Below are 21,259 nucleotides of genomic sequence, written 5' to 3'. Positions count from 1 at the left end.
TGCCATGCGGCAAAAGGTCTCGGTGACCCCCTATCTTACCTTCAGCCTTGCCAAGACAAAGCAAGCCTTGGGGATTATCATGTCCCGCATTCTCTTTTGGTGACAGCGATATGACTGATCAGCGCAAAGGCAGCGATGCCGAACCCACCACTCACTTCGGCTTCAAGAACGTTCCGGAAAGCCAGAAAGCGGAAAAAGTCGCTGAGGTGTTCCACTCCGTCGCCGCCAAGTACGACCTGATGAACGACGTGCTGTCGGGCGGCATGCACCGCCTGTGGAAGCGCTTCACCATCGAACTGTCGGGCGTACGCACCGGCAACCGCGTGCTGGACATCGCTGGCGGCACGGGCGACCTGGCCGCCAAGTTCTCCAAGCTCGTCGGCCCTACCGGCCAGGTGGTGCTGGCGGACATCAACGGTTCGATGCTCAAGGTCGGCCGTGATCGCCTGCTGGATAAAGGCGTGGCCGGCAATATCGAATTCGTTCAGGCCGATGCGGAAAAGCTGCCGTTCCCGGATAACCATTTCGACTGCGTGACCATCGCTTTCGGCCTGCGCAACGTCACCCATAAAGAAGACGCGATCCGCTCGATGCTGCGCGTGCTCAAGCCGGGTGGCCGCCTGTTGGTGCTGGAGTTCTCCAAGCCGACCAACGCGCTGATGTCCAAGGTCTACGACACCTACTCGTTCGCCTTCATGCCGCTGATGGGCAAGCTGATCACCAATGACGCCGAGAGCTACCGCTACCTGGCCGAATCGATCCGCATGCACCCGGACCAGGAAACCCTGAAGTCGATGATGGTGGAGGCCGGTTTCGACCGCGTGACCTACCACAACATGACCGCAGGGGTAGTCGCCCTGCACCGCGGCATCAAGCCCTGATGCTGCTCAAAGGCCTTCTCGCCAGCGTTGAACACGGCGTCAACCGTGTACTGCGCCTGGACAGCACCGCCCTGGCGCGGCTCGCGCACTTGAACGGCAAAGTCATTGCCGTCGACTGCACGAGCCCGGCCCTGCAGCTGTTTATCCTGCCCAGCGATGAAGGCCTGCTGCTCGCGACCCAATGGGCCGCCGAAGCCGACTGCACGCTGCGTGCACCGGCGTCGAGCCTGTTGCACTTGGCCCTGAGCCGCAACAAGACCGCCATCCTCCACGGCCCTGAAGTGGAATTGGAAGGCGACAGCGCGGTGCTGATGGACCTGACCGCCGTGCTGCAAGACCTGGAGCTGGACTGGGAATACGAGCTGTCACGCTGGATCGGCCCCGTGGCCACCCAGTTGATCAGCGGGCACCTGCGCAGCCGTTCGCGCTGGTACCAGCAAGGCTTCGCCAGCCTCAACCAGAACCTTGCCGAATACCTGAGCGAAGAATCGCGCACCCTGGTCGGAGAACGCGAAGCGCAAGCGCGCTTTCGCGAACTCGACAAGGCCAAAATCGACCTGGAACGCCTCGAGGCGCGCTTCGAGCGCCTGAGCCGTTCCCTTGATCCAAGCGATAACGCATGAAGCTGCTCGCCGTCCGCCGTTTGTTTCGTATCCAGCGCGTCGTAATTCGCTACCGCCTCGATGACCTGCTGTTCGCCCTGCCCTTGCCGTGGTTCCTGCTGGCGGTGCGCTACGTGCTGCCGTGGCGCTGGTTCCCGCGCAAACAGCTGGAACTGAGCCGTGGCGCGCGCCTGCGCCTGGCGTTGCAGGATTTGGGGCCGATCTTTATCAAGTTCGGGCAGATCCTCTCCACGCGTCGCGACCTGTTGCCCGAAGACATCGCCGACGAGTTGATGCTGCTGCAGGACCGCGTACCGCCGTTTGACTCCCAGCAGTCGATGAAGCTGATCGAAGAGCAGCTGGGCAAGAAGATCAGCGAGGTGTTCAGCCGTTTCGACGTCGACCCGCTGGCCTCGGCCTCGGTGGCGCAAGTGCACGCGGCGCAGCTCAAGACCGGCGAAGAAGTGGTGGTGAAGGTGATTCGCCCCGGCCTCAAGCAGATTATCGGCCAGGACCTGGCGTGGCTTTTCATCCTCGCCCGTGCCGCCGAGCGTTTCTCCGCCGACGCGCGCCTGCTGCACCCGGTGGATGTGGTCGCCGACTACGAAAAGACCATCTACGACGAACTCGACCTGCTGCGCGAAGCCGCCAACGCCAGCCAGCTCAAGCGCAACTTCGAAGGTTCATCGCTGCTGTACGTGCCGCAAGTGTATTGGGACTGGTGCCGCCCAAAAGTGCTGGTGATGGAGCGCATCTACGGCGTGCAGGTCACCGACCTCGCGACCCTGGCCGACCAGCGCACCGACATGAAAATGCTCGCCGAGCGCGGTGTGGAGATCTTCTTCACCCAGGTGTTCCGCGACAGCTTCTTCCACGCCGACATGCACCCGGGCAACATCTTCGTCAGCACCGTGAACCCGTGGAGCCCGCAGTACATCGCAATCGACTGCGGCATCGTCGGCAGCCTGACCCCGGAAGACCAGGACTACCTGGCACGCAACCTGTTCGCCTTCTTCAAGCGTGACTATCGCCGCGTGGCGCAGTTGCACATCGATTCGGGTTGGGTGCCGGCGGAAACCAAGCTCAACGAATTCGAAGCGGCGATCCGCACCGTGTGCGAGCCGATTTTCGAAAAACCGTTAAAAGATATTTCCTTCGGCCAGGTGCTGATGCGCCTGTTCCAGACCGCGCGGCGCTTCAATATGGAAGTGCAGCCGCAGCTGGTACTGCTGCAAAAAACCCTGCTGAACATCGAAGGCCTGGGCCGCCAGTTGTACCCGGACCTCGACCTGTGGAACACCGCGCAGCCGTTCCTGGAACGCTGGATGCGCGAACGCGTCAGCCCGAAAACCTTGCTAGGCAACCTGCAAAGCCAGGTCGAACAGTTGCCGCACCTGGCCAATATGACCCGCGACCTGCTGGAGCGCATGTCCCAGCCGCACGCCAAAGACCCCGCGCCGCGTTGGCAGAAACGCAAGGACGACTGGTTCCTGCGCCTGCTGGGCGCCGCGCACCTGGTGGGTGGTGTGATGCTCGCCATCGGTGGGCCGCTGAACCAACTGGGCCATTGGCCGGCCGGCATCATGGTCGCCGTGGGTGTTTATCTGATCGTGCGTCGATAGCCGATCCGGTTATACACTGTCGCAAATTGCCGGAGCGGAACATGAAAGACTGGCTGGACGAGATCAAGTGGGACAGTGACGGCCTGGTGCCGGCCATTGCCCAGGACTACAAGACCGGGCGCGTGCTGATGATGGCCTGGATGAACCGCGAGGCCCTGAGCCTGACCGCCACTGAGCAGCGTGCCATTTACTGGTCACGTTCGCGTGGCAAACTGTGGCGCAAGGGCGAAGAGTCCGGGCACGTGCAAACCCTGCACGAGATGCGCATCGACTGCGACGCCGACGTGGTGATCCTGATGGTCGAGCAGATCGGCGACATCGCCTGCCACACTGGCCGTCACAGCTGCTTCTATCGCGTGTTCGAGAACGGCGAGTGGAAGGTGGTCGAACCGGTGCTCAAAGACCCGCACGCCATCTATTCGGCAGGACACTGAACATGACTGACACCCTGAACCGCCTGGCCCAGGTGCTCGAAGATCGCAAAGCCGCAACCGCCGAGGGCTCGTATGTCGCCAGCCTGTATGAAAAGGGCTTGAACAAGATCCTGGAAAAGCTTGGCGAAGAATCCATCGAGACCATCATTGCCGCCAAAGACGCACAAATCAGCGGGGATTGCAGCGACGTGATCTACGAAACCGCCGACCTGTGGTTTCATAGCATGATCATGCTTGCCCAGCTGGGGCTGCATCCACAGGCTGTACTTGATGAACTGGACCGTCGCCATGGCTTGTCCGGGCACGCCGAAAAGGCCTCGCGCCCGTCCGCCTGAATAACTTCTACAGAGGAATTGCAGCATGGGCATTTTTGACTGGAAACACTGGATCGTCATTCTGGTGGTGGTGGTACTGGTGTTCGGCACCAAGAAACTCAAGAACCTGGGCACCGACGTGGGCGAGTCGATCAAGGGCTTTCGTAAAGCCATGAACGACGACGAAAAGCCTGCGGACCCGGTCGTAAACCCAGTGCCGCCGGCCCAGCCTGTACACCCACAGGCGACCCAGCCGATCACTGAGCGTCGTACCTTCGACGTACAGGCTGAAAAAGTCGAAGAGCCGACCCGCAAAGACTCGTGAGCACTGACTAATGTTTGGTATCAGCTTCTCTGAACTGCTCCTCGTCGGCCTCGTGGCCCTGCTGGTATTGGGGCCGGAACGCCTGCCCGGTGCCGCGCGCACGGCCGGCCTATGGATCGGGCGCCTGAAACGCAGTTTCAACGCCATCAAACAGGAAGTTGAACGGGAAATCGGCGCCGACGAGATCCGTCGGCAACTGCACAACGAACATATTCTGTCGTTGGAGCAGGAAGCACGCAAAATCCTGTCGCCGGTGAATGAACCGAGCAAGCCGGCAGAGCCCGTGGCCGAGCACAGCATCGCGCCCGCTGCGCAAGCGACGCCGACTGCGCCCACCCCGACCGAGCCAGCGCCGACGCCCGTTGCGTTGCCCGCTCCCCATGACCCTACATTGCCGCCGCGAGCCCCATGAGCGCTGATAAACCGGAAAACGACCAGCACATGCCACTGGTCTCGCACCTCACCGAGTTGCGTACCCGCCTGCTGCGTTGCGTAGCGGCCATCTTCATTATCTTTGCCGGGCTGTTCGCCTTCACCCAGCAGATCTACACCTTCGTTTCGACGCCGCTGCGCCAGTACCTGCCGGCCGGTGCGACGATGATCGCCACCGACGTGTCGTCGCCGTTCCTCACGCCACTGAAGCTGACCATGATGGTCTCGCTGTTCCTGGCAATCCCGGTGATCCTGCACCAGATCTGGGGCTTTATCGCGCCGGGCCTGTACAAGCATGAGAAGCGCATCGCGGTGCCGTTGTTGGTGTCGAGCATCCTGCTGTTCTACACCGGCATGGCCTTCGCCTATTTCCTGGTGTTCCCACTGATCTTCAAGTTCTTCGCTGCGGCCACGCCGGCCGGCGTGGAAATGATGACCGACATCACCAGCTACCTCGACTTCGTGATGACGCTGTTCTTCGCCTTTGGCGTGGCCTTTGAAATCCCGGTGGCCGTGGTGCTGTTGGTGTGGATCGGCGTGGTCGACGTCAAATACCTGAAGAAAGTCCGCCCATACGTGATCATCGGCTGCTTCGTGGTCGGCATGATCCTGACCCCGCCGGACATCTTTTCGCAGACCCTGTTGGCCGTGCCGATGTGGATGCTGTTCGAGGTCGGCATCCTGTTCAGCAGCTTGATCACCAAGCGTGGCGAGCACCCGGATGACCAACCCGCCGACGACGACCAGCCGCCAGCGACTCAGCCGTGAACCTGCTGTTGCTTGAAGAGGCCGACTTTATCGCGGCCGACCGGGTGATCCTGCGTGATCGGCGCCTGGTGCATATGCAGGAAGTCCACCGCGCCGTGGTGGGCGACAACCTGCGGGTGGGGCGCATTGGCGGGTTGATGGGCAGTGCGCAACTGCTGCGCCTGCAGGCCAGTGAAGCCGAACTGCAAGTGAGCTTCGACCTGCCGCCGCCGGCCAAACTGCCATTGACCTTGCTGCTGGCCCTGCCGCGCCCGAAGATGCTGCGTCGGGTGCTGCAAACCGTGGCGGCCATGGGCGTGCCCAAGGTGGTGCTGGTCAACAGCTACCGCGTGGAGAAGAGCTTCTGGCAAACCCCATTCCTGGAGCCTGAGGCGATTCGCGAGCAGCTTATCCTCGGCCTGGAGCAGGCGCGCGACACGGTGCTGCCCGAGATCATCATCGAAAAACGCTTCAAGCCGTTCGTCGAAGATCGCCTGCCGGCCTTGACCGAAGGCACCCTCGGCCTGATCGGCCATCCAGGCGATTACCCGGCCTGCCCGCGTGGGCTGGATGAGACTGTAACCCTCGCCATCGGCCCGGAAGGTGGCTGGATACCCTACGAAGTGGACCTGCTGACCAAGGCTGGCTTGCAGCCGGTACAACTGGGCGCGCGCATCCTGCGTGTAGAAACCGCCGTAACCGCCCTACTCGCCCGCCTGTTCTGACTCTATCCCGATCGTTCCCACGCTCCGCGTGGGAACGCCCTCATGGACGCTCTGCGTCCGCTCTTGTGACGCAGAGCGTCACGGGATGCATTCCCCGCAGAGCGCGGGAACGATCATCGCACCTACAGAATAATCCTACGCCGCCGATAGCCTCTGAATAAGTCCAAGCCTTGTTCAAGGGGAGTTCGCAGTATGTATCGTTGGTTAGCCGAAAAACTGGGGAATGTGAGCGTCAACCGCAAGTTAAGCATTGGCTTTGGCTTGGTGTTGGTCCTGACGTTGTTGATCACCTTCACCGGCTGGACTGGCCTGGGCGATGTGATCAGTCGGGGTGACAAGCTAGGCTTTATCTCCAGCCTCAACGGGCTGACCAAAGACCTGCGCCTGGCGCGCCTGGACTTTGAAATGCGTCGCGGCGAACAAGGCACCGATGCGGTCAACGGCCTGCTCACCCAGCTGGACAACGGGTTGAACACCGCGCTAACCCTGATCGAGCAACCCGACGACAAGGCCCTGGTCGAGCAACAACAGGATGCCCTGAACCAATACAAAAAGGCCTTCACCGCCATGGTCCAGGCTGGTCTCAAGCGTGAAGGCGCGCGCAGCAAGCTCGGCGACACCGCCGATAACGCCGTGGCCAAGATCAACGAAGTCGAAAAAAACCTGCTGCAAGGTGACAGCGTCACCCAGTTCAACAGCGTGGTCGACCTGAGCAAGCTGATCCAGCAATCGCGCTTCCAAGTGCGCGGTTACACCTACAGCGGCAAGACGGAAGCCGAAAAGCCGGCCCTGGATGCCATCGATAACGCCCTGAAGAAAATCACCGAACTCCAAGGTCAACTGCCGGCCCAGTACCAGGCCAACCTGCAAGAGGCCGGCGTGTCGTTGCAAGCCTACCGCGCGGCTGTCAGCCAGTACCGCGACTCCCAGGTCGCCAGCGCTGCTGCGCTGAAAATCATGACTGGGCAAGGCGATATCCTGCTGGGCCACAGCGAAAAACTCACCACCTCGCAAACCGCAGTGCGCGATGCCGATGCGGCACACGCCAAACAGTTGCTGCTGCTGGCCACCGTGCTGGCGTTGATCTTCGGCATCGTCGCCGCTTGGGCCATTACGCGCCAAATCGTCATTCCGCTGAACCAGACCCTCAAAGTCGCTGAGCGCGTGGCCTCCGGCGACCTGAGCCACAACCTCAACTCCGCACGCCAGGACGAGTTGGGCCAATTGCAGCGCTCCATGCAAAGCATGACCGTCGGCCTGCGTGAGTTGATCGGCGGTATCAGCGACGGCGTCACCCAGATCGCCAGCGCCGCCGAGCAACTGTCCGCCGTGACTGAGCAAACCAGCGCCGGGGTCAACAGCCAGAAGGTCGAGACCGACCAAGTGGCCACCGCCATGAACGAAATGGCTGCGACCGTGCAGGAAGTGGCACGCAACGCCGAGGAAGCCTCTGAGGCGGCCGTGGCGGCTGACCAGCAGGCCCGTGAAGGTGACAAGGTGGTCAGCGAGGCCATCGCCCAGATCGAGCGCCTGGCCACCGAGGTCGGCAACTCTACCGAGGCCATGGGCCACCTGAAACGCGAAAGCGACAAGATCGGCAGCGTGCTCGATGTGATCAAGTCGGTGGCCCAGCAAACCAACCTGCTGGCACTCAACGCCGCGATTGAAGCGGCGCGGGCCGGTGAAGCCGGACGTGGCTTTGCCGTAGTGGCCGACGAGGTGCGCAGCCTGGCCCAACGCACCCAGAAGTCCACCGAAGAGATCGAAGAGCTGATCGTCGGCCTGCAAAGCGGCACCCAGCAGGTGGCGACCATCATGGACAACAGCCGTGGCCTCACCGACAGCAGCGTCGAGCTGACCCGCCGCGCCGGCAACGCACTGGGCAACATCACGCGCACGGTCTCGACTATTCAGGCGATGAACTCGCAGATTGCCACCGCCGCCGAGCAACAAAGCGCCGTGGCCGAAGAGATCAACCGCAGCGTGCTGAATGTGCGTGATGTGTCTGAACAGACCTCTTCGGCCAGTGAAGAGACCGCAGCGTCCAGCGCGGAACTGGCGCGCCTGGGTATTTACCTGCAAACCCTGGTAGGCCGCTTCAAGGTTTGAGCCCCTCGCGACGGCCATCATGGCCGTCGCCTTCACAAGTTGTGAAATTTCCTACACGCTTTTCAGGTCGAGGATTACACACCTTCCGCCGAATAGAAGTAGCGTTTCAACTCCCCTGACCGTGTCAGCCGGACTGTCGAAACGCTCCCTTTACTCGTAGGAGGTTCACCATGTTTGGTCCACTGACCCGCGCACTCGGCAACGCCAGTGTCACCCTTAAACTCTTCCTTGGCTTCGGCCTGGTCTTGACGCTCAGCTTGGCTATAGCCCTGACGGGCTGGCAAGCCTTAAACACCTCATTGTTTCGCTCGCAATCGTTGACCATTCTTTCGCAATTAGCGGTGGTCGGCGAAGAGCTGCGGGCTGACCGCATTGTGTATCGCACCCTGAATAACCCGGCCAGCCTGACCAAGGTCGGCGTGCACATGGAAAAAATCGATCGCTACCTGATGGAAATGTCCACCCGCTTGGTCCATCCGGCCAGCTTGCAACAAGTGCAAGACGCCACGCGTCTGACCGCCAGCTTCAAGACGTCGCTGGGCGGCCTGGCCAACCTGATCGAACAACGCGAAAACGCGCGCGAGGGGCTCAAGAAAAGCGCCGCCCAAGCCAGCGACACCCTCGCCCAGCTGTCCAGTGACTTGCCCAATCAAGACGACGAAAAGGCCCTGGACACCGTAGAGCTCATGCGCCAGACCATGGAAAAAGCCGAAGACAGTGCTCAAAGCGCAGCCTGGGCAGCCACCTCGCTGGAGGCCTATACACAAAACGTCACGGACGCGCTCCAGGCCCTCGACGGCGCACAGGCCTCCGTGGCCAAGCTGCCGGTGGACGCGACTGCACTGGCCGGCGCCCTGCGCGACTACCGCACCCAGCTGAACCGCCTCAAGGACGCCCAAGTCACCACCGAAACCACCCAGAACCAACTGGAACAATGGTTGGATGAGCTGCTCAAGCAAAGCGACCTGTTGAGCCAGTACCAGACCGAGCAGCGTGATAAAGAAGCCGACCAGGCCCGCACTTTACTGATCAATGTCACCGCTGCCGCGCTGCTGCTGGGCGCCTTGGCCGCCTGGCTGATTGCCGGGCAGATCGTCACGCCCCTGCGCCGGGCTCTGGTGGTGGCGAACCGAGTGGCCGAGGGTGACTTGAGCCACGATATCCAGACCACACGCCGGGATGAACTGGGGCAATTGCAGCGCAGCATCGGGCAAATGACGGTCAACCTGCGCGGTTTGATCGGTGGTATCGGTGACAGCGCGCGGCAGATCGCCAGCGCCTCCGAGCAATTATCCAGCGTGACCGAGCAATCCCGCGCCGGCATCGACGAACAGCGGCAGGAAACCGAACAGGTGGCCACGGCGATGAATGAAATGCTCGCCACCTCCCAGGAAGTCGCGCGCCACGCCGAGCAAGCCTCGAACGCCGCCACCGAAGCCGATCAACAGGCCAGCGCGGGCGACCACGTGGTGGCCGAGGCGATTGCGCACATTGAGCACCTGGCCCAGGAGATGACCCACTCAAGCCAGGCCATGCAAGGGTTGCGGCAGGAAAGCCAGAAGATCGGCAGCGTGTTGGAAGTGATCAAGTCGGTCTCGGAGCAAACCAACTTACTGGCCCTCAATGCCGCCATCGAAGCCGCCCGCGCCGGTGAAGCCGGCCGAGGCTTTGCGGTGGTTGCCGACGAGGTACGCAGCCTGGCGCAACGCACGCAGCAGTCGGCCGAGGAAATAGAAGAGCTGATCGGCAGCCTGCAACGGGGCACACAGCAGGTCGCCGACAGCATGGACAACAGCCGTAGCCTGACCGACAACAGCGTGCAACTGACCCGCCGTGCGGGCGATGCTTTGGCCAACATCACCCGCACGGTCTCAGTGATCCAGGAAATGAACCCGCAGATTGCCGCCGCTGCCGAGGAGCAAACGGCGGTTGCCGAAGAGATCAATCGCAGCGTGCTGAAGGTCAAGGACGTGTCGGAACAGACCTCGGCCGCGAGTCAGGAGACAGCGGCGGCCAGTGTCGAACTGGCGCGCCTGGGCGCGGATTTGCAGCGCTGGGTGGGCAAGTTCAAGGTCTGAAAATGCCTTTTTGGGGGCCGCTGCGCGGCCCAACGAGAGCAAGCTTCCTCGCCACAAAAAACGATCTTTTTGCAGCGGTTACAGCACTTGGCGCAGGAAGGCCTGGGCCCGCGGGTCTTTGGGCGCATCGAAGAACTCGGCCGGGGCCGCGTCTTCCAGCAACTTGCCATGGTCGAAGAACAACACCCGGTCGGCCACTTCGCGGGCAAAGCCCATCTCGTGGGTGACGCAGACCATAGTCATGCCTTCCAGGGCCAGAGTCTTCATCACGTCCAGCACTTCGCCGACCATTTCCGGGTCCAGCGCCGAGGTGGGCTCGTCAAACAGCATTACCTTGGGCTCCATCGCCAAGGCGCGGGCGATCGCCACGCGCTGTTGCTGGCCACCGGACAAGCGTGACGGAAACTCGTTGGCTTTTTGCGCAATGCCAACCTTTTCCAGCAGCGCCAGGGCCTTGGCCTCGCGCTCTTGCTTGCCACGCTTGCGCACGACTTTTTGCGCCAGGCACAGGTTTTCCAGCACGGTCATGTGTGGGAACAGGTTGAAGTGCTGGAACACCATGCCGACTTCGCGGCGATAGGCGTTGACGTCGGTTTTCGGGTCGGCCAGTTGCAGGCCGTCGATGCTGACCGAGCCTGAATCGAATTCTTCCAGGCCATTAAGGCAGCGCAGGAAGGTCGACTTGCCTGAACCCGAGGGGCCGATCACAACCAGCACTTCGCCCTTGGCGACCTGGGTGCTGACATGGTCCACCGCGCGCACCACGTGGCCACGGGTGTCGAAGACTTTTACCAGATCGCGAACTTCAATCACTTTGCGCGAGCCTCCGCTCAAGCCGGCTGGCCATTTTCGACAGCGGCAGGTTGATCAGCAGGTACAGGCCTGCCACACAGAACAGGATTTCAAACGGCGAGAACGAGGTGGTGATCACCTCGCGGCCGCTTTTAAGCAGCTCGGTAATCGCGATCACCGACACCAACGAGGTGTCTTTCACCAAGCTGATAAATTGCCCAGCCAGCGGCGGCAGCACGCGTTTGAACGCTTGCGGCAACACCACATGGCGCATCGACTGGCTGGCACTCAAGCCCAGCGAGCGCGCGGCTTCGTTCTGGCCACGGGTGATCGACTGCACGCCGGCGCGGACGATTTCCGCTACATAAGCGCCGGTGAACAGCGAGAGCGCCGCGATCCCGGCAAATTCCCGGGACAGGTTGAGCACCGTGCCGATGAAGAAGTAGAAAATGAAGACCTGCACCAATAGCGGCGTACCGCGCACCAGTTCGACGTAGATCGTCGACAAGTCGCGCAAGGTCGGGTTACTCGACAGCCGGCACAGGCCAGTCGCCAAGCCGATGGCCAGGCCCAGGATGCCTGAGACCACCGATAACCACAGCGTGGTCCACAGCCCCCACATCAATGGGCCCAAGGCCCAATGCCGGGTCACGCCCACCACGTCACCTTCGGCGACATCATCGCCGCGCGAAACCTGCAGGCTGTTGTCGGCCACGGTGAGCTTTTGCTCAGCGCCGGCATCGTTACGCAGGGTGACTTCGGCTACGTCGCCCTTGCGCACCAGTTCGACCACGGTGGAAATGTCGGCGGCGCGCTGCGACGTTTCGGCCTGATAGGCGAAGTACTGCGGCACGCGGTTCCAGCGCCACTCGTAGGACATCAGCGAGGTGGCGTAGTACAACGCGCCCGCCAGGCCAACCAGCACGACCACGGTTAGCAGGTGCCACGGCCATTGGGCTTTTTTCTGTTTCATCTCAGGTTCCGGGAGGTGTATCGCCTGGCGGGCCGTCATCGCGAGCAAGCCCGCGATACAGGCAACTCGGTCTCAGCCTTTATTCCATGTCCTTGAGCCACTCGGAGCTCTTGAACCACTTGTCATGGATGCGATCGTAGGTGCCGTCGTTGCGGATCTGGTGCAGGAAGTTGTTGATGTAGTTGAGGCTGTCGTAATCGCCTTTTTTCAGGCCGAACGCCAACGGTTCGAAGGTGAAGGGTTCGTCCAGGAACACCAGCTTGCCGTTACCGACTTTTTTCTCGGCAACCACGTTGTACGGTGCGTCATACACAAAGGCATCAGCCTTGCCGTTGACCACGTCCAGCACGCCTTCTTGCTCGTTGTCATAGCCGTGGTACTTGGCTTTGGAGATCAGTTTTTTGGCGACCATCTCACCGGTGGTGCCCAGCTTGGAGGTCAGGCGGTATTTTTCGTCGTTGAGGTCTTTGTAGGACTTGATAGTGCCTTCCAGGTCCTTGCGAATCAGCAGGGTCTGGCCAACCACGATGAAGGGTTCGCTGAAGTTCAGGCGCAGGTTGCGTTCCTGGGTCAGGGTCATGCCGCTGCCGATCATGTCGAACTTGCCGGTCAGGAAGGCTGGGATGATGCCGTCGTAACCGGTGGACACCAGCTCCAGCTTGACGCCCATGGACTTGGCCATGGCCTTGAGGATGTCGACTTCAAAACCGATGATTTCACCGCGTTTGTCTGTCATTTCGAACGGCATGTAGGTCGGGTCCATGCCGACTTTCAGCGTGCCGCGCTTGACCGCATCGTCGATGGCACCTGCGTGAGCGGCAGTGGCCGCGACCAGCGCGGTGACGCCAAGCATCAGCATCGAAAGATACTTTTTCATCATCAAGTCCCCTGAACGATTCTTATAAGGTCGGGGCACAAAAAGGCTGCACCCATTCGGGGTGCGATCCTAACCCACTCGTTGCCCGTCACAAAGGTTTCGCGGGTAAATGTTAACGGCGTATGTCGGATACGCCCCACAACGGTGCAGCCAAGCGCAAAGATAGACACGTCAGGCCGCGGGCGCGCCAATTGACTGATATGTAAGTAGTTATGGCGATCACTCGATTTCCACCAGCCAGGCAGTGTCCTTGAACCACTTGTCATGCAAGCGATCGTAGGTCCCATCCTGGGCCACCTGACTCAAGAAGTGATTGATCCAGTTGAGGCTGTCGTAATCCCCTTTTTTCAGGCCGAACGCCAAGGGTTCAAAGGTAAACGGCTGCTCCAGTGCCAACAGGGCATGGTTTTCCGCCCTGGCCATGGCAATCAGGTTGTAGGGCGCATCATGAATAAACGCATCGACCTTGCCCTCACGCACCTGTCGCACGCCCTCCTCGGGGGTGGCGAAGCTGCTCAACCGAGCTGCTCCCAAAAAGCGCTGTGCCGCAGACTCCCCGGTGGTGCCCTCGGTAGCCGCAATCCGGTAGCCGGCCTCGTCCAGGTCTTCGATACTGGCAATCTTGCCGGCCAGGCTTGGATGCAGCAGCACGGTCTGGCCGACCACGATAAAGGAGTCGCTGAAATTGAGCTTCAGGTTGCGCTCCTGCGTGACGGTCATGCCGCTGCCAATCAGGTCAAACTTCTTCGCCATCAACCCCGGCACCAAGTCGGTATAGGGCACGGCGACCAGCTCAAGCTCGACGCCCAGGGCGCGGCTCATCGCCTGCAGTAAATCAACCTCGAAGCCGACGATGCGCCCCTGCTTGTCGGTCATTTCGAAGGGGACATAGACCGGCGTGGTGCCGACTTTCAGCACACCACGTCGCACGGCATCATCAAGGGCGCCCGCGCTTACCCAGCCGGCATAGAGGAAGACGACAGCGCCGATCAGCCATGCCGAACAATACCTTTTGATCATGAATCCCCCTGAGGCCTAGTCAATTTGGGGGGCGATGCTAACCCAGCCGCAGGCACGACAATACGTCTCGAACAAAGGTCTTTTGTTTCGAAATAACAAGGCGTTAGGGATAAAAAGAAGAATCGTGAAACGCTGTAGGACCAGCGCTTCGAACACCCCCGAGGTGAGCCCTCGGGGGTGTCTGAATCAGGCCGGTTGGGCCTGGGACAGCAGCGGTTTCAGCGGCAGCAAGGGCGCATGCGGATCAGCCTTGATCGATGCACGCCAAGCGCCGAGCCACTCGGCGTGGCCTTCGCTCCACACCTGCTGGTGCAGGCGAGCCAGGGCTACCGGATCGCTGAGCAACGCCAGGCGCTCGCCGTTGTTGAGACCGGCAGGGCCGACTTTCAACGCATGGCGCACACGCTCCTGACGCAAGTGCTCGATCGGCTCCGCCTCACGGTGACGCGAGGTCGCCAGGGCACAGGCCAAGGCGTTCTGCTGCGGGTCGACCACCGAACGCACAAACCCGTCATTCAGGGCGTGCCAACGGTTTTCGTGGGTGTACTTCTCGGTCGACAGCAGGGCCTGCGGCGGATTGTATTCCTCAGGAATCAGGAACAGGCTCTCGTCGCGGGACTTGAGGCCCAGCTTGACCCGGCTGGAAATCACCGACACCGGGATCGACAACATCAGCGAACCGACGATCGGGATCAGCCACCACAGGAAGCTTGGGTTCAACCACACCACCAGCAGTGCCCACAGGAAGCCCAGCAGGGTTTGTGGACCGTGGCGTTTGACCGCTTCACTCCACGGGGTGGAGTCGTCGTCACGCTGCGGCGAGTTCCAGGTAGCAGCCCAGCCGAGGAACGCGGCGAGCACGAAGCGGGTGTGGAATATCATCCGCACCGGTGCCAGCAGCATGGAGAACAACATCTCCAGCAACATCGACAAGGTCACTTTGAACTTGCCGCCGAACTCTTTCGCGCCCTTGGCCCAGATCAGAATGATGCTCAGCAACTTGGGCAGGAACAGCAGCACGATGGTGGTGGAGAACAGCGCCACCGCCTTGTCCGGATGCCATTGCGGCCACAGCGGGTACAGCTGGCGTGGCGCCATGAAGTACTGCGGCTCCATCAGGGTGTTCACCGCCAGCAACGCGGTGGACAACACCAGGAAGAAGAACCATAACGGCGCCGACAGGTAGGACATCACGCCGGTCAGGAACACCGCGCGGTGCACCGGGTGCATGCCTTTAACCAGGAACAGGCGGAAGTTCATCAGGTTACCGTGGCACCAGCGACGGTCACGCTTGAGCTCATCCAGCAGGTTCGGCGGCAATTCTTCATAGCTGCCCGGCAGGTCGTAGGCAATCCACACGCCCCAGCCGGCACGGCGCATCAGCGCTGCTTCAACGAAGTCGTGGGAGAGGATCGCACCGGCAAAGGCGCCTTTACCCGGCAACGGCGCCAAAGCGCAATGCTCGATAAACGGCTTCATGCGGATGATCGCGTTGTGGCCCCAGTAGTGGGATTCACCCAACTGCCAGAAGTGCAGGCCGGCGGTAAACAGCGGGCCGTACACGCGAGTGGCGAACTGCTGCATGCGCGCATACAGGGTGTCCATGCCCGACGCCCGTGGCGCGGTCTGGATAATCCCGGCATCCGGCGTGGCTTCCATCAAGCGCACCAGGCTAGTCAAGCATTCGCCGCTCATCACGCTGTCGGCGTCGAGCACCACCATGTACTTGTAGTCACCGCCCCAGCGACGGCAGAAGTCGTCGAGGTTGCCGCTTTTGCGTTTAACGCGACGGCGACGGCGGCGATAGAAAATCTTGCCGAAACCGCCGGCTTCGCGGCACACGTCGAGCCAGGCTTGCTGTTCGGCGATGCAGATATCAGCTTCGTTACTGTCGCTGAGCACGAAGAAATCGAAGCGGTCCAGGTCGCCGGTGGCGGCTACAGATTCAAAGGTGGCGCGCAAACCGGCGAATACCCGGGGCACGTCTTCGTTGCAGATCGGCATCACCAACGCGGTACGGGCATCCTTCGGAATCGGCTCGTCGCCGGCACTTTTACCGGAGATCCGGTATTTATCGTGACCGGTGAGCAGTTCCAGGAAGCCCATCAGCGCAGTCCAGAAACCGGCCGACACCCAGCAGAACAAGATCCCGAACATGATCAGGATGCTGGTTTGCAAGGCGTAAGGCAGTACTTGGGTCGCGGTTTGCAGCAGGGTCTGGTTGCGCACTTCGTCGAAGTCGACCAGCGACCAGCCCTGGTACGGCATGATGCCTTTCATGTACCAGCCGGCCACGATGGTCTGACCGAGCATCAGTATCAGCAGGATGTAGCGACGGATCGAACCGACGGTACGCCAGCGCGCGGCCGGCAATACGCGATCGTCTTTGGGCGGCAGGGGTGGGTTGGTGCGACCGGTCATCCGGCGCCAACCGCGCACCAGGATGTTGGTGCGCCAAGGCTCAGGCACGACTTTGGTCCGACGAATCGGCGGCGTGGCCTTCAAGCAAACCCGGCCGCTGGCGTCGAGCGCGAGCATCTCCGCGTCTTGCAGCTCTTCGGCGGTATTGAGGGTCAGCCGACGGCCGACCGAGGCCTGGGCGGCATCGGTCGGTGCGTCGAAGGTCTTGGACGACAAGCGTTCGTGCAGCTCACTGAAGGAGGTGCAGCCCGCCAATTCGGCGCGCTGCTCTGCGGTCATCGGGAGATGCGCCAGGTACTCGGACAGCGTCTCGGGCGTGGCTTGAGAATTACTCATCGGCAGGCAACTGGTAGCTCCAGGTCTCGGTCAGGACTTGTTCTGTCTTGCTCGGCTCCGGATTAGAGAGTGGCGTGGCCGGGGCAGCTTCTGGCTGCTTGGCTTCCTTGTCTTTGGCTTCTTTTGCTTCTTTCTTGGCCTGTTTCTCGTGTTGCTTGGCCAGAAGCTTGTCGGCCTTGAGTACTTGGGTCGAAGGCTTCTCTGGCTCAGGCTGCGGAACATCCTGGACCAGCGCCGCGCGCATTTCGGTCGGTTTGCCTGCGTCTTTGATCTTCATGCGCAGGGTCAGGCGCCAGCCTTTGGTGTGCTCGTTGTAGCGCACGCTGTTTTCAACGATTTCGGCGTTGTCGCCAACACTCACCTGGCTGCGCACCGGGGCGTCCGCCGGCAGGGCTTTGAGGGACGGGCCCTCGAAGTCGACCAGGTAGGCCACGCTGCCGTCAGGCTGACGGATCAGGTTGGATTGCTTCACGTCACCGGTGGAGCGCAGGGTCTGCTTGACCCAGGCGCTGTCGGCCGGGTGCAGGGCTTTCTCGTCCATGGTCCAGTGCAGGCGGTAGCTGATGTCCAGCGGCTCGCCGACTTTTGGCAGCTCGGCCGGGCTCCAGAACGCAACGATGTTGTCGTTGGTTTCATCGGCGGTCGGAATCTCGACCAGGTCGACGGAACCCTTGCCCCAATCGCCTTCAGGCTCGATCCAGGCGCTTGGGCGCTTGTCGTAGTTGTCGTCCAGGTCTTCGTAGTGGCTGAAGTCGCGGCCGCGTTGCAGCAGGCCGAAACCACGCGGGTTTTCTACGCTGAAGTTGCTGACCGACAGGTGTTTAGGGTTGTTCAGTGGGCGCCAGATCCACTCGCCGTTGCCGGCATGGATCGACAGACCGCTGGAGTCGTGCAGTTCACGGCGGTAGTTAAGCACTTTGGACGGCTGGTTCGCGCCGAACAGGAACATGCTGGTCAACGGGGCAACGCCCAGCTTGGTGACCTTGTCACGCAGGAACATTTGGGATTTGACGTCGACGATGGTGTCGCTGCCAGGGCGCAGGATCAGGCGATAGGCGCCGGTTGCGCGTGGCGAATCCAGCAGGGCGAAGATCACCAGCTGCTTTTCACCCGGTTTTGGACGCTCGACCCAGAACTCGGTGAAACGCGGGAACTCTTCACCGGACGGCAAGGCAGTGTCGATCGCCATGCCACGGGCAGACAGGCCATACGACTGGCCTTTGCCGACGACGCGGAAGTAGCTGGCGCCGAGCATGGTCATGATTTCGTCTTGCTTGTCATCTTTGTTGATCGGGTACAGCACACGGAAACCGGCATAACCCAGTTGTTCGGTGGACTTGGGATCATATTTCGCGTCGCCGAAATCGAAACGCGTCGGGTCGTATTTGATTTCATGAACGCTGTCGGCGGTCACTTCGTTGATTTTCACCGGCGTGTCGAAGTGCATGCCCTGGTGATAGAAGGACAGCTTGAACGGGGTGTTTTGATCGGCCCACTCAGCTTTTTCGTTGCGGAAACGAATCTTCTGATAGTCGGCGAATTTCATTTCGCGAAATTCGTTCGGCAGATTGCTGCGCGGAGCTTCGTATTTCTGCCCGGCCAGCTCTTTTGCCTTGGCCGACACATCATCCAGACTGAATGCCCACAGTTGACCCGCGCCGAACAGGCAAAACAGGGCGGAGCCTGTCACCAGTGCGTTTCGTAACCGTTTGGCAGACAATTTTGGTGCATTACAGGGACTAACAATCACGAGCAACCCTCGCCGAAAACAGATCAAAAAACCAACGGCCAGCTATCTATATGCCAGGTTGGCGAGCATTGTTCCGACTCCCCTGGGTCAAAATGATTCCCCAATGGCCGTCGGACAAGTCTCTACCTAAGTCAAAATGGACCAAACAACGCTGATCCCCGTAGCGCGCGATTATCTAGTAGCCCGCGAAACAACGCATCAGGGACAACGAAGTATTTGTAGCGAAACCCTGCGTTTTTAGGCATTAAAGTCGTTTTTAATACATTCACGTCTGTAAGAGGAAGGTTACAGGGCCATCATTGACCAAATGCACCTGCATATCCGCGCCAAAACGCCCTGACGCCACCTTGCCATGCATTTGTTGCGCTTGTAACAACAAGTGTTCAAAAAGCGCCGCTCCCAGGGCCGGAGGGGCCGCCGTGGAGAAGCTCGGCCGCAACCCGCTTTTGGTATCCGCCGCCAGGGTGAACTGCGACACCAGCAGCAAACCGCCGCCGATATCCTTCAACGACAAGTTCATTTTGCCCTCGTCGTCGCTGAACACCCGATAGTTAAGCAGCTTGTGCAGCAGTTTGTCGGCGCTCTCGGGCGTATCTGAAGGCTCGACGGCCACCAGCACCAGCAAACCTTGGTCAATCGCCCCTACAACTTCGCCTTCCACCTCGACCCGGGCGCCACGCACCCGTTGCAACAGGCCCTTCATGCTTCTTCTGGCGGCAGATCAAGCAGGCGCCGTGCCATCTCGCCGGTCGCGCGCACCAGCGCATCAGTGATGCCGGGCTCGGACGCGGCATGGCCGGCCTCACGGATCACCTGCAGCTCGCTGTTGGGCCAGGCCTGATGCAATTCCCAGGCGTTGTCCAACGGGCAGATCATATCGTAGCGACCATGAATGATTACGCCAGGCAGATGGGCGATCTTGTGCATGTCGCGAATCAGCTGGTTGGGCTCAAGGAAAGAGTTGTTGGTGAAGTAGTGGCACTCGATACGGGCGATCGACAGCGCGCGCTGCGGTTCGGAAAACCGCTCGACATGCTGCGGGCTCGGGCACAGGCCCAACATGCGCCCTTCCCAGCCGGACCAAGCCTTGGCCGCGTGCATCTGGGCGATCTGGTCATTGCCGGTCAGGCGCTTGTGGTAAGCGGCGACCATATCGTGGCGCTCATCTGCCGGGATCGGTGCGAGGTAGTCCTGCCAGTAATCCGGAAACATGCGGCTCGCGCCTTCCTGGTAGAACCAGTGAATGTCCTGCGGGCGAGCCAGGAAAATGCCGCGCAAGATCAGGCCATGCACGCGCTCGGGGTGGGTTTGCGCGTAAGACAGGGACAGGGTCGAGCCCCAGGAACCGCCAAACAGCACCCATTTGTCGATGCCCAGGTGTTCGCGGATGCGCTCAAGGTCAGCGACCAGATCCCAGGTGGTGTTGTTTTCCAGGCTGGCGCGAGGCGTAGAGCGCCCGCAGCCACGCTGGTCGAAGGTGACAATGCGGTACAGGTTGGGATCAAAGTAGCAGCGGCTCTGGGCGTCGCAACCGGAGCCGGGGCCACCGTGGATAAAGACCACGGGCAAACCTTCGGGGGAGCCACTTTCATCGACGTACAGCGTGTGGGTGTCATCGACGGCCAGATCGTGCCTGGCGTAGGGTTTGATCTGCGGGTACCAAGTCTGCATTGCGCGCTCCGTAGGGTGTCGGGTTCATCCCTGAGGGGACGTCTATTATTTTTGCCGTCTGGCATCATAAACCCGAATTGTGCAATGAGCATGTCCTTGAGTACTTAGACCTGTGTCAGCCGCTCGCTCCTCACGTAAGACAACAGGTAGTCGTACAGCTGATCCACCTCCGGCGCCTGGCCGCGCGCGCGCAAACAGCCGTGGACCAAGCCTTTGCCGGGATACAGCACGGCCTCGACGCCCGCCGCTTGCAGGCGTTCGGCATACAGCATGCCGTCGTCGCGCAGCGGGTCGAACTGGGCCACGGCGATCAGCGCCTTGGGCAAGCCGCTGAAATCCTCGGCCAGCAGTGGCATGGCATAGGCAGACGGCTTGCCCGCCCCCTGCAGGTACAGCGCCAGGTAGTCGCCAGTGTCGGCGGTACTGAGCAGCGGCGCGTCCATGCAGTCACGGCGCGACGGCAAATCGGCCGGCCCGCCCAACCCGGGATAAATCAGCATCTGGGCGCAGGGCAGCGGCAGGCCGTCGTCGCGCAGGCCCAGGCACAACGCCGCCGCCAGATTGCCGCCCGCGCTGTCACCCATCACCACCAAGCGCTGCCGGTTGATGGCGTGCGGCCCCTGCCCCGCTTGGATCGCCTGCCAAACCGCGCGGCAATCTTGGTACGCCGCCGGGAACGGATGCTCCGGCGCCAGACGGTAGTCGATGGCAATCACCAGCACCTGCAGCGCGCTGGCCAGTTCGAAGCAGATGAAATCATGGGAATCCAGCCCGCCGACCACCCAGCCGCCGCCGTGCATATAAAGGAGGCATGGCCAGCCTTGCGCTGGAGGGGTCGTTGCGGGGTGATAGCAGCGAACCTTCACCCCGCCAAGCGTAGCGTCCGAGACTTGCAGCTCATCAGGCTGCGCCGGGGTGAACGCCTGGCACATGCGATCGTAGTTCTGGCGCAAGCCGGTCAGCGATGAATCGTCACTGGTGAAGGACTCAGTCTTGGCAACAAAGGCCGCCATCTGCGGAGAAATCGGGTACATGCGCAAATATCCCTATCAATGGAAATCAACCTGTGGGAGCGGGCTTGCTCGCGAAGGCGGTGTATCAGTCGCCTGATGAGTGGCTGACCCACCGCCATCGCGGGCAAGCCCGCTCC

At 61.1% G+C, this 21,259-nt stretch carries 20 protein-coding genes; 11 read left to right on the top strand and 9 right to left on the bottom strand.

Going from position 1 to position 21,259, the window contains the following annotated elements:
- Nucleotides 1-110 precede the first annotated feature (110 nt).
- The 11 genes from ubiE (at nucleotide 111) to K0P33_RS03090 (ending at nucleotide 10,269) form a co-directional block, all read left to right on the top strand.
- Nucleotides 111-881: a bifunctional demethylmenaquinone methyltransferase/2-methoxy-6-polyprenyl-1,4-benzoquinol methylase UbiE gene (gene ubiE / locus K0P33_RS03140; protein WP_094949310.1), complete on the top strand. Its 771-nt coding sequence runs from the start codon at nucleotides 111-113 to the stop codon at nucleotides 879-881.
- A complete protein-coding gene (locus K0P33_RS03135; protein ID WP_242153987.1) occupies nucleotides 881-1,504 on the top strand; it encodes an SCP2 sterol-binding domain-containing protein in 624 nt (207 codons plus the stop codon). The genes ubiE and K0P33_RS03135 overlap by 1 nt, the downstream gene beginning before the upstream one ends.
- A complete protein-coding gene (ubiB, locus tag K0P33_RS03130; protein WP_242153986.1) occupies nucleotides 1,501-3,105 on the top strand; it encodes a ubiquinone biosynthesis regulatory protein kinase UbiB in 1,605 nt (534 codons plus the stop codon). Before K0P33_RS03135 ends, ubiB begins: the two co-directional genes overlap by 4 nt.
- A 41-nt stretch (nucleotides 3,106-3,146) precedes the next feature.
- On the top strand, nucleotides 3,147-3,539 hold the full coding sequence (hisI, locus tag K0P33_RS03125; RefSeq protein WP_058423690.1) for a phosphoribosyl-AMP cyclohydrolase: 393 nt from the start codon (nucleotides 3,147-3,149) through the stop codon (nucleotides 3,537-3,539).
- 2 nt (nucleotides 3,540-3,541) lie between these two features.
- Nucleotides 3,542-3,874, top strand: coding sequence for a phosphoribosyl-ATP diphosphatase (locus K0P33_RS03120; protein ID WP_083355678.1), 333 nt, complete (start codon nucleotides 3,542-3,544; stop codon nucleotides 3,872-3,874).
- A 25-nt stretch (nucleotides 3,875-3,899) separates the two neighbouring features.
- Nucleotides 3,900-4,178 (top strand): twin-arginine translocase TatA/TatE family subunit, encoded by a 279-nt coding sequence (locus K0P33_RS03115; protein WP_012721795.1) that lies wholly within the window; start codon nucleotides 3,900-3,902, stop codon nucleotides 4,176-4,178.
- Between the two features lie 10 nt (nucleotides 4,179-4,188).
- Complete coding sequence (tatB, locus tag K0P33_RS03110; RefSeq protein ID WP_242153984.1) at nucleotides 4,189-4,590, top strand: Sec-independent protein translocase protein TatB; 402 nt, start codon at nucleotides 4,189-4,191, stop codon at nucleotides 4,588-4,590.
- Complete coding sequence (gene tatC / locus K0P33_RS03105; RefSeq protein ID WP_094949314.1) at nucleotides 4,587-5,378, top strand: twin-arginine translocase subunit TatC; 792 nt, start codon at nucleotides 4,587-4,589, stop codon at nucleotides 5,376-5,378. Before tatB ends, tatC begins: the two co-directional genes overlap by 4 nt.
- On the top strand, nucleotides 5,375-6,082 hold the full coding sequence (locus K0P33_RS03100; protein ID WP_242153982.1) for a 16S rRNA (uracil(1498)-N(3))-methyltransferase: 708 nt from the start codon (nucleotides 5,375-5,377) through the stop codon (nucleotides 6,080-6,082). Before tatC ends, K0P33_RS03100 begins: the two co-directional genes overlap by 4 nt.
- A gap of 192 nt (nucleotides 6,083-6,274) precedes the next feature.
- The gene (locus K0P33_RS03095) at nucleotides 6,275-8,191 is read left to right on the top strand and encodes a methyl-accepting chemotaxis protein (RefSeq protein WP_094949316.1); all 1,917 of its coding nucleotides are present in this window, start codon (nucleotides 6,275-6,277) and stop codon (nucleotides 8,189-8,191) included.
- Between the two features lie 170 nt (nucleotides 8,192-8,361).
- Nucleotides 8,362-10,269 (top strand): methyl-accepting chemotaxis protein, encoded by a 1,908-nt coding sequence (locus tag K0P33_RS03090; protein WP_242153980.1) that lies wholly within the window; start codon nucleotides 8,362-8,364, stop codon nucleotides 10,267-10,269.
- 78 nt (nucleotides 10,270-10,347) lie between these two features.
- Here K0P33_RS03090 and K0P33_RS03085 read toward each other — a convergent pair whose 3' ends face one another.
- The 9 genes from K0P33_RS03085 to K0P33_RS03045 form a co-directional block, all read right to left on the bottom strand.
- Nucleotides 10,348-11,082 carry an amino acid ABC transporter ATP-binding protein gene (locus K0P33_RS03085; RefSeq protein ID WP_094949317.1) on the bottom strand — a complete coding sequence of 245 codons (735 nt, stop codon included), beginning with the start codon at nucleotides 11,080-11,082 and terminating at the stop codon, nucleotides 10,348-10,350.
- Nucleotides 11,075-12,034: an amino acid ABC transporter permease gene (locus K0P33_RS03080; RefSeq protein ID WP_242153978.1), complete on the bottom strand. Its 960-nt coding sequence runs from the start codon at nucleotides 12,032-12,034 to the stop codon at nucleotides 11,075-11,077. The genes K0P33_RS03085 and K0P33_RS03080 overlap by 8 nt, the downstream gene beginning before the upstream one ends.
- Nucleotides 12,035-12,113: 79 nt before the next feature.
- On the bottom strand, nucleotides 12,114-12,911 hold the full coding sequence (locus K0P33_RS03075) for a transporter substrate-binding domain-containing protein (protein WP_094949319.1): 798 nt from the start codon (nucleotides 12,909-12,911) through the stop codon (nucleotides 12,114-12,116).
- Nucleotides 12,912-13,130: 219 nt separating this feature from the next.
- Nucleotides 13,131-13,931 (bottom strand): transporter substrate-binding domain-containing protein, encoded by an 801-nt coding sequence (locus tag K0P33_RS03070; RefSeq protein WP_242153976.1) that lies wholly within the window; start codon nucleotides 13,929-13,931, stop codon nucleotides 13,131-13,133.
- 186 nt (nucleotides 13,932-14,117) lie between these two features.
- Nucleotides 14,118-16,688 carry a glucans biosynthesis glucosyltransferase MdoH gene (mdoH, locus tag K0P33_RS03065; protein ID WP_242153973.1) on the bottom strand — a complete coding sequence of 857 codons (2,571 nt, stop codon included), beginning with the start codon at nucleotides 16,686-16,688 and terminating at the stop codon, nucleotides 14,118-14,120.
- Nucleotides 16,681-18,438, bottom strand: a complete 1,758-nt coding sequence (locus K0P33_RS03060) for a glucan biosynthesis protein G (RefSeq protein WP_277933788.1) — start codon at nucleotides 18,436-18,438, stop codon at nucleotides 16,681-16,683. The genes mdoH and K0P33_RS03060 overlap by 8 nt, the downstream gene beginning before the upstream one ends.
- A gap of 265 nt (nucleotides 18,439-18,703) precedes the next feature.
- Entirely contained in the window at nucleotides 18,704-19,141 is a 438-nt protein-coding gene (dtd, locus tag K0P33_RS03055) for a D-aminoacyl-tRNA deacylase (RefSeq protein ID WP_242153969.1), read from the bottom strand.
- A complete protein-coding gene (pip, locus tag K0P33_RS03050) occupies nucleotides 19,138-20,109 on the bottom strand; it encodes a prolyl aminopeptidase (protein WP_056860643.1) in 972 nt (323 codons plus the stop codon). Before pip ends, dtd begins: the two co-directional genes overlap by 4 nt.
- 104 nt (nucleotides 20,110-20,213) lie before the next feature.
- A complete protein-coding gene (locus K0P33_RS03045; protein ID WP_242153967.1) occupies nucleotides 20,214-21,143 on the bottom strand; it encodes an alpha/beta hydrolase in 930 nt (309 codons plus the stop codon).
- Nucleotides 21,144-21,259 lie beyond the last annotated feature (116 nt).

This window comes from Pseudomonas sp. ArH3a, assembly GCF_022648765.1.
Lineage (GTDB): Bacteria > Pseudomonadota > Gammaproteobacteria > Pseudomonadales > Pseudomonadaceae > Aquipseudomonas.
This window is presented reverse-complemented; position numbering and strand designations above follow the sequence as displayed.

Bases quoted from the DNA above. Each gene is read 5' to 3' on its own strand.
- ubiE (WP_094949310.1), top strand. From the start codon at position 111: ATGACTGATCAGCGCAAAGGCAGCGATGCCGAACCCACCACTCACTTC.
- K0P33_RS03135 (WP_242153987.1), top strand. From the start codon at position 881: ATGCTGCTCAAAGGCCTTCTCGCCAGCGTTGAACACGGCGTCAACCGT.
- ubiB (WP_242153986.1), top strand. From the start codon at position 1,501: ATGAAGCTGCTCGCCGTCCGCCGTTTGTTTCGTATCCAGCGCGTCGTA.
- hisI (WP_058423690.1), top strand. From the start codon at position 3,147: ATGAAAGACTGGCTGGACGAGATCAAGTGGGACAGTGACGGCCTGGTG.
- K0P33_RS03120 (WP_083355678.1), top strand. From the start codon at position 3,542: ATGACTGACACCCTGAACCGCCTGGCCCAGGTGCTCGAAGATCGCAAA.
- K0P33_RS03115 (WP_012721795.1), top strand. From the start codon at position 3,900: ATGGGCATTTTTGACTGGAAACACTGGATCGTCATTCTGGTGGTGGTG.
- tatB (WP_242153984.1), top strand. From the start codon at position 4,189: ATGTTTGGTATCAGCTTCTCTGAACTGCTCCTCGTCGGCCTCGTGGCC.
- tatC (WP_094949314.1), top strand. From the start codon at position 4,587: ATGAGCGCTGATAAACCGGAAAACGACCAGCACATGCCACTGGTCTCG.
- K0P33_RS03095 (WP_094949316.1), top strand. From the start codon at position 6,275: ATGTATCGTTGGTTAGCCGAAAAACTGGGGAATGTGAGCGTCAACCGC.
- K0P33_RS03090 (WP_242153980.1), top strand. From the start codon at position 8,362: ATGTTTGGTCCACTGACCCGCGCACTCGGCAACGCCAGTGTCACCCTT.
- K0P33_RS03080 (WP_242153978.1), bottom strand. From the start codon at position 12,034: ATGAAACAGAAAAAAGCCCAATGGCCGTGGCACCTGCTAACCGTGGTC.
- K0P33_RS03075 (WP_094949319.1), bottom strand. From the start codon at position 12,911: ATGAAAAAGTATCTTTCGATGCTGATGCTTGGCGTCACCGCGCTGGTC.
- K0P33_RS03070 (WP_242153976.1), bottom strand. From the start codon at position 13,931: ATGATCAAAAGGTATTGTTCGGCATGGCTGATCGGCGCTGTCGTCTTC.
- mdoH (WP_242153973.1), bottom strand. From the start codon at position 16,688: ATGAGTAATTCTCAAGCCACGCCCGAGACGCTGTCCGAGTACCTGGCG.
- dtd (WP_242153969.1), bottom strand. From the start codon at position 19,141: ATGAAGGGCCTGTTGCAACGGGTGCGTGGCGCCCGGGTCGAGGTGGAA.
- pip (WP_056860643.1), bottom strand. From the start codon at position 20,109: ATGCAGACTTGGTACCCGCAGATCAAACCCTACGCCAGGCACGATCTG.
- K0P33_RS03045 (WP_242153967.1), bottom strand. From the start codon at position 21,143: ATGTACCCGATTTCTCCGCAGATGGCGGCCTTTGTTGCCAAGACTGAG.